Source organism: Bdellovibrionales bacterium (genome assembly GCA_041662785.1).
Classification (GTDB): domain Bacteria; phylum Pseudomonadota; class Alphaproteobacteria; order UBA9219; family UBA9219; genus UBA8914.
Genome location: JBAZRW010000001.1, coordinates 263,974 through 276,376 on the forward strand (window position 1 = coordinate 263,974; position 12,403 = coordinate 276,376).

The window sequence follows — 12,403 nt, forward strand, 5'->3', positions numbered from 1 at the left end:
GAAACGCGGTGCTTATCATATCTTTTATTTCTTCAAGAATATCCAGCACGAGTTAAACCGATCCTGTGATCACGCCCCACAAACGGCATTGGTCACCACTCCTTACGGCAGGGCTAACGCAACACGACAAAGTATAAGCATCGGTTCGTCAACAAATCCTTTACCGCCCGCCAAAAACAGCGCTGATGTCTTTGACCTGAATTGTGGTTCTTTTCTTACTGGGTGACAAAACGGTTACCCCATTACGAGAAACAGAATCAATAACGGATCCATCAGGTAATTTATCCCCCGCCTTAACCCGCCTCTCTTCCCCATCAACCGTTTTAATCGAGGCTACATAGCGCCCTGATGCCCCCATAATTTTTGTAACATCAACGTCCTTCTCTAGCACAACGACTGGGGGAATAGCTGCGGGCACGGGAGCCAAGGCAGAAGGAGACAAGGAGGGGGGGGGGACATTGCCTCCAAAGGCACCCGCAGGAAGAGCCCCAGAAATGGTGCTCTCTTTTTCTTCCCGTTCCTGACGCAACGTCGTCAAATCATTCAGTCTTTTTTCGATATCGATCAAAACATCCAATTTAACAACGGCTTCACGCGCTGAGTTGAGATCCTCAATCGTGACGTCTTTTGTTGCTGTATTCAAGCGCTTGACGACACCTTTTACAGAGTCAGGGACTTTAGGCGAAGTCATGCCCTCATCCCCCTTATCTTCCGCCAATGTCTTTTCTTTGCTGGACACCGGCTGGCTGCTCTCAGGAACTTTGATAGAATCCAAAACCTCTTTGACGGAAGATTTTTCCTGCTGAGTCGATGGGCCTGGCGGCGGCGAAGAAACCGAATCCTCAGCCCTCGCCAAAGAAGAGAAGCCAGAAACTAAGCCAAAAGCCAAGGCTATGACTATAAGAGATGTTTTAGCGGCGATTTTCATAAATCACTCCTTCGACCTTCCAGCTGTTTCTGCTTCCAACTCCATTTCCGGCAAGGGATAATGAAGTCACTATGACGCCCGGTATATCTGTCAAAAAATCCGGTAGCGTCCAAGGCAATACTGGAACAGAAAATGTAAAAGAACGCTTAACCCATGGGGTAGGAGGCGGATTCCACTCGCCCTTATAACCAGGCGGCGGCGGCGGCGGCGGATCATCGGGCTCTCGCCGCAAGATTCCGGTCCAATTCTGGTTTAAGTACCGCCCCGTTATAACATCGGGATTGACCAATTGCTCATCCCCACGAGGAGATAATGGATCAAAAGAGACGCTTCCTGAAGCCTGCTCGCCTGAAACAGAAACAACCGTTTTAGGCGGAGGATTGGAGAAACCGCCTGTTCTAGACCAGCTAATATCCAAACTGCGCGGCGAGCACTTCATGCTTGTGATTTCCCAACCGCCAACGCCAATAGCAACTTTTTCAAGCGCTTTCTGACAGGAGGCAATCACCTCCAGCGGCTTGGGTTGTTTTTCCCACGTACGCTCAGGAGGAGGGTATTCAACCTTTTGCTGCAAAGGAAGTAAACGAGCCGCCTCGGCCTTCATGCGTTCCATCGCAGCAAGCTGCTGAAGACGAAGGGCTTCTTCTTGCTCCTTCTGATCCTGAATATACCAACCAATCCCGACGACAAGGAGCAAAAGGGCGCCCCCAATCAGTATGCCTGTCTTTGTCTGTTGAGACATGACAACGCTGTGAAGACGAACATCGGCACTTTCATCAAGCAAAAGTGTGATGGGCATCGTATCAGCGCCCGGAACGCCCCATGGCTCTGGCGCATAGATACGCTGAAACCCGCCGATCGCCATTTCCTGATAAAGGTGATCACGCGCTTCGGTTTCATCGAGAAAGAAGCGGTCGCCATCAGGAACGATAAGATCATCGCGCACGACGACAAGCGCCGTCCCCTCACGCAAACGAAAAGCCCCAATCCAAGAACCCGGCTGCTTATTAGCCAAGCATCCAGCTAAAGAAGGAATTCCCGCCCGAAACCCTTCGGCAGTTTGGACCAAGCCAAACTGGGGAACGCGCCCCTGTTTGTTGCCTGAGCGCGCGGCAAAATAATCAGCCTGCGTGCCCGGTTGCTTGGCCGCCTCTTTGGCCGCTTGCGAAATGCGTCCGCTTGGGCTGTTTTCCCAATACAGGCCGCTGGCATATTGCTTGCGGCCAATGGTAACAAGGCCTGCTGTCATTTACAGCTGCTCCGTTTTCGGGACGCTCACAACTTGGGGGGTAATGACTATAAACATCATGGTTCTTGTTTTTGAATTAGTCGAACCGCCACCAAGGAAATAGTTATAGGCATTACCAACGCCGTTCGATCTTTGCTCTGTTTTCTCATCATCAATGCCGCCCAAGATAAGCGTTGAGCCACTCTTGAGCATTGCCTGTTGAACAAAAACGCGACTTGCTGTTTTGGGTAATTGGATAGTGCCAGCATCCCCAGTCGGGAAATCAACCATATCAAGAACGTCAACTAAACTAAGAGAGTACTGCAACATAACGCGTCCATCTTGCAGAAGACGCGGCGTCAGCTGCATGGAAAAGCCATCTCGAACCGTTCCCGGCGTGACCGTGATGGATTCACTGGTCGTCGCCGTCCCCACAGTCTTCGATATAGCGGCTACATAGGTCCTATCCTCTCCAATGCGACGAGAAACCGTTCGATTGTTTAACGTCGTCAGCGGAAACTGAGAAACGCGCGTGGCATCCCCGACAGATGAAAGGGCGGAGAACACGCTTGTAATGTGCCCTGATTTGCTGGGATCCAAAATAGCCATCGACATGGAAGCGCCATCACTGGCCGCCGCAGACCCCAATCCCGACACGCCCTGCGTGATATTAACGGCAAAATCCCGACTGATTTTCTTCAAGGCCGCGGTAAACGCTACGTTGAAATCCGTATTGTCGGCAAGAGCCACTGTGTAGATTTCAACATTAATAGCGATTTGTTGCGACAAGCGAAGATTTTCTTCTTCCATAAATTTGGCAACAACCTGCATCAACTCTGGCGTCGTTGTCACGACAGCCGTGCCGCTGGAGGGTGAAAGAGAAACAGAACCTACCCCGCCCAAAATGGAGGAGATGGTTTGGCTCAACTCATCCCACACCTTCATCTCCACGCTCATCTCGGACGATTGCTGCAGGGGGTTGTTGGCGCTCATGCTATAACTGCCGCCCGCCGCAGAAGAACTGCTGCTTGAACCGCCGCTGCCCGTATCTTCTTTAAGTCCATCTTTAGTCGACTGCGTTCCAGGTAACGTTTCAACAACAAACACGCGCGTTTCGAAACGTGATAGTTTAATGGCGCTTCCGTCATAGCGCCAACTGACACCAAAATTGCCCGACACCAAGTCCAAAAGACCCGACAAAGGCCCCTCATAAGACACCGTCATCTTGCCTTCCATCGCACCCGTACCGCTATCGCCAGAGCTTAAACCGCCCGCCGCACCAGAAGCAATACGCACAGGCAACCCCGTTTGCACACCAATGGCCGAAGCGATGTCGCTAAGAGAAAGAACCTCGCTTGAGATAAGCGTAACGCCATAGGATCCTTCGTATTTGCTGGGCAAAGGAATGCCACGACGAAGACGCGTTGACGAATTACCCGACCAAACCTTATCCGAAACCGTCAGGGGGTTATAGCTTTTGGGCGTTGCGGGGGTGGCAGCCTCTTTGGCAATAGCCTCGGTCTTCTCGACGCGGCTATCAATCAGGTTTCTGTTCTTTTCATTATTACAGCCAAAAAGCGCAACAACGACCAAGAAAAGGGCAAGACGGCGGAAGCTCATGTTTAGGCCTCATTATTCGCTGTAGTTATTACCGCGAGTTTGGATGACAAGGACGGTCTGACCGGCAGATTGGTTGTTATAGAGATACCCAACAGGCTGTGGCTTCGCGTCTTGAAATCCCGATAAAAGGCTACGCACAGCCCCTTCAAAATCTCCCGACAACGAAACTGACGCCTGAATAGGATAGTCATATTCAGCCTGCCAGCTAACCTCAACATTGGCGCTGCGGCCCCATGTTTCAAGCGTCTTTTTCAACATGTCGCCACTGTTCGCCACCCAAGCCCCAGAACTACTAACACGGGAATCTGACATGACGAGCGGCGCGCGACTCCCAGAAGAAAGAGCCGAAGACGGTACACTCAAATATCCCGATGACGATGCCAAGGACGCTGGTGCAGCGCCAACAGTCTTGGGCGGAGCAACAGGCAGGACTGATGGTAATAGAGACAAGGGTTTTCCGGCCTCAGAAACGGGGGGAAGAGGCTTGTTCGGAGCCAAGGTTATATCCTGATTTCCCGCGACATGGAGAACATGAACCATCTGCCCCTGTTCGCTAATCGTTAAACCAGCGGGCAATAGCATGTCCGTCAAAACCTGACGCCAAGGCGCCCCGCCACGCCAAGAAACAAGAGTCCCTAAACTGACATCTTGCGCAACGGAAAACCCAATCTCAGGCGGTAAAATCTGGCGCAAGGCCACAGAGAGCGGCACACGATCGGCAAACCCTTTGACAACCGCTTCGCCCTGAGGCGGGGCAGACCCATCCTTGGTAAACACAGAAAGGTCCTTACTCATGGACGAAACGGCTTTGGGCGGCGCGATGGGCGCTGACTCAATAATGACCGTATCGGGTGCGCCAAAAGACGAGGGAGCGCCCACTGCTTGTGAGCCCTGCGGGGCCACAGAAACATTGGTGCTCTGAACCTCATCAGAGGATACCCACTTGAACCCTGCACTGGCTGGCGTTGCCACCAGCAAAGAGCCCGCTATCAAGGAGACGGAACCGAAGAAAAGAACGGTATGACGACGATTGTTTTTTTGCATTTCTATGCCCTTTTTCGAGCGAAGGCGATTCGTTGGAAAGTGTAAGTGAGGAAGACGAAGAGAGCAACCAATGACGAATCAAACCCCACTTATTCCCCAAACAAGTGTGTAGTTTATGACACACCCTGATCCTCAGAATCAAAAGAGGATTAAAGAGACTCTCTCCCTGTCCCGAAGCGGCCCGCATAAATTTTTCAACGAAATGATTCGGTTACACGCCTTAAGCGCTACGCCTAAAGGGACAACATCCCAATAAAAAGAGAGGGCCTTATTCCCCGATCGAAGCGAAGGGGCCATCAAGAGATCAGGAAAAATCAACCATGCGACGAATCGCTCGGCGGCTGTTGGCCGGACGACGACGCCCCAAAAGCCAACAACGAATCGCTCGCACCGCCGATTCAAAAGACAGCCCCCGTTTTTCAAACATCCAAAACATAAACACATAAAAACAAACAAGAACGAATACCCACGTTCTGGCATGAACAAGAAAAAGAATGATGCCCAAAAAGGCGCGCGCATCAAGAAAAAGAAAGCGAACGGGCTTTTGTGTGTTTCTCCAATGGATATCCATTCTTTTATTCCCTTCAGGGGCACAGAAGCCTCCCCCTTTAATTAAATCATGGTCGTATCGTCATCGAGCAAAGCCTCAATATCCTGATGAGGCTCCGTCTCTGTCGGGTCAGCAAAAGAGGGGTCATAATCTTTTTCATCAATTGTGTAGCCCTTTGTCAAAACCAAATAGGTTCTGCGATCGATCAGGCCTTGTTTGAAGGCCCTGTTAGCGGCTTGCTGCATCGTTTGTCCATAACGAACCAGAAAACGCTGGGTTTCCAGCGTCCATTTGTCGATGGACATATCCAAAAGTTGTTCGCGAATGTTATCGTCGAAAACAAGATATTCCCTTAAGCCAATGCGTCCGCCGCCCACTTTGGGAACCAGCGCTTGCGTCACAACCATGCGCAACGTTTCCATCAACGCAAAGGCACGCTCACTGCGCTCCGCTGGCTCAAAAACGCTGATAATACGCCTTACCGTTGCCGCGACGCCCACGGTGTGAACCGTTGAGAAAACCAAGTGGCCCGTTTGGCCCGCTTCAATCGCCGCCGACATCGTTTCCCTGTCTCGCGCTTCACCAACCAAAATAATGTTAGGCTTGCGGCGCAAGGCATTGCGAACACCCGCCGCAAAGGTTGGAATATGGCGCGGCACTTCAGACTGGGCCACTAGAGAACGTGGCCCCGTGATACTGTCATAAACATATTCAATAGGGGCTTCATAGGTCAGAAGCTTGCCAGAGCCTTGTTCTCTCTCAATTAGCATCCGGCAACCAGACGCCAAAAGCGTCGTTTTACCACTTCCCGTCGGACCCGTTACTAAAATAAGGCCCTGACGCGGCGACCAGTTCCGCATAATGGGCTCTTCTATCCCCAAATCGACCATACTTGGCGGCAAACCGGGCAGGCTGCGAAGAGTAATTTGAACCGAATCACGACCACGACTTAAAATCGCCGTGATGTTGGTGCGGAACCGATAACGCGTTAGGCGTTCAGGCCTAACCTCATATGAGAGGTCCAAATCAACACCAGAGGCCAATTTGGCGAGCGCTTCAGGCCCGTAAATACGCATAAGGATATTGGCCATATCCGCCGAGTCCATAGCCCGTTGCGTTATCGGGTACAAAACCCCATCCACCTCGATAACAATGGGCCGATCCGTCTGAATGCTGACATCGGTGGCGCGGCTATGGACGCACCACAACAAAAGATCATCAACGTGTTCTTCTTGAAGGCGCAACGGTTCATTCGTCCAACCCGCCGCGAGTCGAACCTGAAAATCTTCTGCGCTTAGATTTAGCGGGGAGCCGTTGTCCACTTGTCGCTCCGAGGAATAAGAACAGAAGGTCCAGTAATCGAAACACCACGATCACCCACCCTCATTTCCGAACCGCCGCCTGTTACGCCGCGATCTTCATGCATCGCATAGGGGGGGGAGATCATTCCTTGTACCAACAGCTCACGATAGTGGATCATGCCGACATAATCATTGGTCATGCGGTCAAGGTCGGCCTCAAACGTCTCTTCGGCTTGCGCGACGCCCGCATTCCAACCCTCTTGCACCAAGGCTTTCCATTGCTTGCGTTCTTCATCACTGCGAGGAAGCAAAAGTCCAGGGGGAGCCTCAACAGTTCCCCAATCACGCTCTAAATACAAACGCCAATTGCGTGGGGCTGTCACAATGCGTGCCGCCTTGTTAATTCTCAAAACGCGATCCGAAACAGCGGCCTCTTGGCCGCCGCCATTTACAAGAACGGCACGTTGCGCTTCGCTAACAATGGGGGGCTCAATCAAAAGACCAGAGGGCGCATTGATCAACAAACGCGTAAAATTAAAAATCTTGGAAAGGCTTACCTCATGCTCAACAAGGCGTCTTTGGATTTCAAAGGTACGGTAAGCTAGCCCCCCACGCGCACCATAGGAAAGCGCGGCCTCACGCAGGGCATCATTCCGAATCTGAAGCCCCATAACCTCTTCTTTTCCAGAATCTTCGCTGCCCATTTGATCCTGAAGATCTTTCAGGACTGGTGGCGGGGGCGAAGCTTCCGTCGTCATGTTCTGTTGCGCACACGCCCCAGAAACGCCCAACGCTAAGAGTGTTACCACAAAAAGAGGGCCTAAAAAGAGCCACCCTCTTTTGGGGAAATCAGATTCTGTCAACAGGGGCATAACGAATCTCTATCGAGTTATTGTTGCTATTGACCGAAACATCGGCCCGACGACCCGCTTGAAGGCCAAGATCATGAAGAGCCTCAATCAACGGCTTTTGATAAACGTCAAGGTTGACAAGAAGCGGAACGCCCGACGGGCTTCCCACAACCTTGTAGCTCATGCTGGCGCGTGAGGCTAAGGTTTGAAGAATTTGGTCGATAGGCCCCGACCATTGAATCGAAATAAGCTGCGTTAGCGCTGGTGGCGCAGAAGAAAAATCATCGGGCGCAGGAAGCTGCGGCTCACGATATTGTTCAATGCCAGAAAGCGTGTCCAACGCCTTCGAGGCCTTTTCTGCGGCCTGCGCCAAGCGCACGCTCACGACATCGGGCTCCGTGGCAACAGGCGTCATGCTTGTCGTCGTCACGCCACATCCCGCCACAAGAACACCAGCCCCTAGCAAGGCCATCATCGGAATGGTTCTTATTATCGTCATTACTTCCACCATTATAAAGATAACGCCTATGACCCTTCTCTCAGCGAAGGATCGCCCCTTTTCCTGTATCATCAGGCCATACCAATGACACAACACACACGCGAATCACTTACCCCGAGTAGCGGAGAAAATAGAGAGAAAAACCAAACACAATCAACGCCACTACGAATAACAAGAACGCAGTAAACCACAGGCCGGTAAACAAATGATAAAGGGAAAAAGACAACAAGGCGGCAGAAGATATCCCATACACCAATGAGGCATTCGGGATTTTCTCTTCTTTTCCCTTTTGATGAGAGAGAAAGGACTGAACCACCCCACGTCCCCTCACATTAAGGGAGGGAAGGTTTGTCTTCCCCCGAGAAGAAGGGGGCGGTTTACTTAAAAAGCCCATATAAAACCCTCTGTTAGCGGCTTAAATCCGTCAACACCGCCGCCATGCGCTCAGGTTTTCCTTGCACAATCTTGATCCGCCCATCCTTGCCCCGATACACTAAATACGGGTAACCCTGAATGTTCCACTTCGCGACAAGATTAAGATTAGCGATCACGGCACGCCGCGCCATATCATCCGGCTCTCCTGCCAAGGCCGTCTGATCGCCATCGACATAACGATTCCAAGCGTCAAGCGGGTTGGGTGTTTTAAGCAGCTGGGCCGCGACACGAATTTCTTCGCCGCCCGTACTATTATAAACGGGGATTAAGCGCACCTGAATCTTGTTGGCCTTAACAGAATCACGCAATTCCAGCCATGTTCTCTTGCAATTGGGGCAACCTGGCGCCACGACCATGATCAATTCGGCAGACTCATTCTGTCCCACCGTCACGCCCGCCGCCGCTTTAAGATCCTGCATGAGGCGTTCCCCAGGGGACAAAGAAGCAGAAGGCATCCCGTTTATGCCCTGCCCGTTCTTAGAGGCAGGTTCAGCGCTTTGTTCGCCCGCCGGAACAGACCCAGCCCCATCAGGCGCACCGGCATTATAAACCTCTCGTTGCTGCTGCGCCGATCCTGACAGCAGCGCTTTCACTTCAGCGTTCTTTTCAACCAACGCACTGATTTGAGGGGTCGTGACATTCTCTCCCTGCACCGAAAACATGCCTCCGATCAGCGCCGTTTGACGATCTGGCGACAGATAAATGATCTGGACCTGCCCATCCTTAATGATAAACCATCCCGGCATGCCAGAGCGCTCACCAATAAAATACAGCTTCCCGCCGCTCTTCACGAGGTTCGCCAAAACAGGCGTTGTGTTAACATCGGGGGCATGCGCGTTGACATTAAAAAGAGGAGCCGCCGTGACCCCAACGTCCGTCAGCGCGGGGGTTGTTTGTGCAAACCCAAGAGAAGCGCTGCCGATCAAAATGGCAATACTACCAAAAATTATTTTCAAGAAATGGGTTCTTGTCATCGGCTTTGGCCTCCCGCTTACTTGGATTGGTTTAGAACTCGCATGGAAGGAACCATGAGAGAATCAGCGCTGTGCATAATAAGCCTGATTCTTCGATTTTGCATAGCCCCGTTTGATCAACCCCTTGCGCTCCATCACCGCAATAACCTTAGAGGCATAGCGGGGGCCAATCCCTGGGGTCGCCGAATGGTAATAGGCAATGCCCCCGTAAAGAGAGCCCGCTTCCTTGATTTTTTGCCCTAAAATCCAAGCGGCAACCCTAACATTCACGCACCCATCATCGCGCACAATCCGATGTGCCACCTTCTGATCCACACCCCAAGCACGAGACAATTGAGGCACCCATCTTGTGTTCACCTGCATAGGACCAAGATCATAGGTTCCATTGACGTTAGGCCCGACCTGCTGCCCAACGCGCCCTCCCTCAACATGCATAATGCCAACCATCACAGCAGGTGGAACCTGATACGTCTGGGCGGCTAGCATCATACAAGCGGCAAGGGCTTGGGCGGTGATCATCTCACCACCCCTGCTCTTCCAAATGAGCGGATGGCGGAACCTCTAAATAGGTCGACAAGGTCGCGAGCATCGCCATGCGTTGATTAAAGGCCTGCCAAACCTGCGTCATCGGAACCGTTGATCCATGCTGCGCAAAGTAAGCGGCCTGCACATCGGGAGCCATCGCGTTCAAGCGATCCGCCTCGGCATAATGGCTTTCCGTATAAATCTGTCCCGCTGCCCGCAAAATAGTCCAACACAAAAGACGCCACTGCTCAGGAGACGAGCCAGATGCCGCGAGCGTTCGCGTAACTTGATCCGCTGTTTTGACAAGCCTTTCTGAAACCTCCGCCAGCAAGTCATGCTCGGCGCGACCAAAGGCATATTGGGCAACAGCCCCAATCACAGGGACGAACCCTTCCATCATCTTGGCGCGAAAGGTGGCCACCGTGTTGGGAACCGTTTCTCCTCCTGCCGGAATCTGGTTTTTAAATTTCTCTTGAAGCGCCGAGGCGATGCGTACAAGTCGCGTGATGTCCTCAGCAGACATAAGCTGGCCTGTCGCCTGATAGCTGGCCGCAACAACCTGACTGGCCGATCCAGCCAAGTTCCACCGCACAGAAGGGGCAAGATCGCCTTCGTCGGCTCCAATCTCTTTAGCCATTTCACGGCTTAAAAGAACAGCGCACTCAACCAAGTCCCCCATGCGTTTCGTTTTCGCGCCTTCGTCCTCAGCGCTTATAACCTCTCCGCTACTACCAGAGACATCAACCAGCGCCTGCAAAAGAGGCATGCCAACCTGACGAAAAGCAGCCAGCATCATCTGAAGATGCGCCCCAGCGTCTTTCGCGGACTCACTTGATGTTGAATCGACCATGACTCTTCCATTTGAAAATGTTTTTTGTGTTGGACAACGGCTCGCCGTGACTCCTTACCATACACGACCCTCACGCGTCTTAACAGTCCCCGTTCGCTTTAAGGCGTCCATTATGCCGCCGCTTTGGTTAACGAAGCGTGCCTAAAAAGTTACTAAATTCTTATTCTTTTCCTCCGTTATTCCCAGCAACCCTTCATGTTCTGCATTCCTTGCTGCGCCCGTGTAAAGACTTTGTCTTCGTTTTGCCATTGTTTTTTTAACGATTCCCTCATGATTTGGCACATCAACAGCGTGCTGACTTTTTTGGGGTCCTGCACACCGCCATGGGTATCGGCTTGAATCCGCCGCGTCGAGCCACAAAGAACACTGGAAAGATATTCCGCCTGATAAAGACTTAAACCGTCTTTACAATTGTTAAAGTCAGGGGGCAAAACGATCTGAGCCTCACGCGCCGCATCGCAAGCCTGCACAGAGGCGTCACAAAATTCCTTAAAATCATCATTGGAACAATCGGGGCGCGTCAATTTGCCCAAACGATCCGCGCACGTTTTAACAAAGGCACTTTGGCGCGACAGGCAACTTAGAAACTGGACAAATTTGGCCTTTCCTGCGGGTCTGTCTAAGTCTTCATCACGCGGGGGGGTGAGACGTGGCCCCGCCAGATTGTAACAGTATTGCCGCGCCATCAGCCATTGCTTGTGCGCCTCATTGCCTTCCTCAGGGAAAAAGTCTTTAACCGTTTCTAGTTTTCCGTTAATCATCAGGTCGACATCTTTAATCGGCGGTACGGTATAAACCTTTTCTCGGCTCAACGTGTCTATACTCACATCGCCATCGGCGTAACCAATGGTTGGAGCCGTTACTGGTGCGCGGCAAGCTTCAGGCACGCCATCGATAGCGTTGCCTGTTTTAGGCCTGTTCTCGCCATACTTGCCGCATTTGATGTTCCACGCATCCATCGCGTATTGGGGGCCGTTTCCATCGCTGCCTTTACTGCGATAACGGACATCGATTCCCTTGGCTACCGTCTTGGATATAATCCGCGCAAACTCCGTCATGACAGGCACAGCCTGCCGCGCCAGAATAAGATTGCACAAAAATTGCTCTGCCGCCGGAGGCATCACATGCTCCGCCAAATGCTTTATTTCTTGCCCTTCGACCTGATTACGAACCCCCGCATCAAGCATGGCTTGCGTTGCCTCTATGGTTGTCCTCGCCTGAAGCTGCTGCGCCGTTAAGAGTTTGATGGTCGCTTGTCCATGCTCTACCCTAAAATTCCGCATCAGGTCTCTAAAAAGATTCATCATTTTCGTAACGCCGTTCGTGATGGATATCCACGCTTTATTTTCTTCCAGCCAGTTACTTATTTCCTGATAAGTACTTAGTTTAGTAAAGGCATTTTCGACAAAACTCTCAACTTCCTGCCCGTCCGTTAAAGCAAAAGCGCTCTGCGGCGTCCAAAAGACACCGGAAAGAAAAAACAGAGTCATCAACACTATAAACAAGTGACCGCCGACCTTTCGCAGCGACCCCGCTTTCTTCCCTTCCCCTTGCGAGGGATCCTTTGTTTTATGCCAGAAGCTCATCTCTGTTTTCCT

11 protein-coding genes are annotated in these 12,403 nt (G+C 51.8%); all 11 read right to left on the reverse strand.

Annotated features, from left to right (window positions below):
• Positions 1 to 160 precede the first annotated feature (160 nt).
• On the reverse strand, positions 161 to 928 hold the full coding sequence (pilP, locus tag WC612_01260; GenBank protein MFA6279407.1) for a type IV pilus biogenesis protein PilP: 768 nt from the start codon (positions 926 to 928) through the stop codon (positions 161 to 163).
• Complete coding sequence (gene pilO2, locus WC612_01265; GenBank protein MFA6279408.1) at positions 912 to 2,177, reverse strand: type 4b pilus protein PilO2; 1,266 nt, start codon at positions 2,175 to 2,177, stop codon at positions 912 to 914. Before pilO2 ends, pilP begins: the two co-directional genes overlap by 17 nt.
• Positions 2,178 to 3,776, reverse strand: coding sequence for a secretin N-terminal domain-containing protein (locus WC612_01270; protein ID MFA6279409.1), 1,599 nt, complete (start codon positions 3,774 to 3,776; stop codon positions 2,178 to 2,180).
• A 12-nt stretch (positions 3,777 to 3,788) separates the two neighbouring features.
• A complete protein-coding gene (locus tag WC612_01275; protein ID MFA6279410.1) occupies positions 3,789 to 4,820 on the reverse strand; it encodes a TcpQ domain-containing protein in 1,032 nt (343 codons plus the stop codon).
• Positions 4,821 to 5,432: 612 nt separating this feature from the next.
• Positions 5,433 to 6,692: an ATPase, T2SS/T4P/T4SS family gene (locus tag WC612_01280; GenBank protein MFA6279411.1), complete on the reverse strand. Its 1,260-nt coding sequence runs from the start codon at positions 6,690 to 6,692 to the stop codon at positions 5,433 to 5,435.
• Positions 6,671 to 7,480, reverse strand: a complete 810-nt coding sequence (locus WC612_01285) for a type IV secretory system conjugative DNA transfer family protein (protein ID MFA6279412.1) — start codon at positions 7,478 to 7,480, stop codon at positions 6,671 to 6,673. Before WC612_01285 ends, WC612_01280 begins: the two co-directional genes overlap by 22 nt.
• A gap of 40 nt (positions 7,481 to 7,520) precedes the next feature.
• Complete coding sequence (locus tag WC612_01290) at positions 7,521 to 8,021, reverse strand: DotD/TraH family lipoprotein (protein ID MFA6279413.1); 501 nt, start codon at positions 8,019 to 8,021, stop codon at positions 7,521 to 7,523.
• A gap of 407 nt (positions 8,022 to 8,428) precedes the next feature.
• Positions 8,429 to 9,412: a hypothetical protein gene (locus WC612_01295; GenBank protein ID MFA6279414.1), complete on the reverse strand. Its 984-nt coding sequence runs from the start codon at positions 9,410 to 9,412 to the stop codon at positions 8,429 to 8,431.
• 81 nt (positions 9,413 to 9,493) lie between these two features.
• Entirely contained in the window at positions 9,494 to 9,949 is a 456-nt protein-coding gene (locus WC612_01300; protein MFA6279415.1) for a lytic transglycosylase domain-containing protein, read from the reverse strand.
• A 1-nt stretch (position 9,950) separates the two neighbouring features.
• A complete protein-coding gene (locus WC612_01305; protein MFA6279416.1) occupies positions 9,951 to 10,805 on the reverse strand; it encodes a hypothetical protein in 855 nt (284 codons plus the stop codon).
• A gap of 176 nt (positions 10,806 to 10,981) precedes the next feature.
• On the reverse strand, positions 10,982 to 12,391 hold the full coding sequence (locus WC612_01310; GenBank protein MFA6279417.1) for a hypothetical protein: 1,410 nt from the start codon (positions 12,389 to 12,391) through the stop codon (positions 10,982 to 10,984).
• Positions 12,392 to 12,403: the final 12 nt, after the last annotated feature.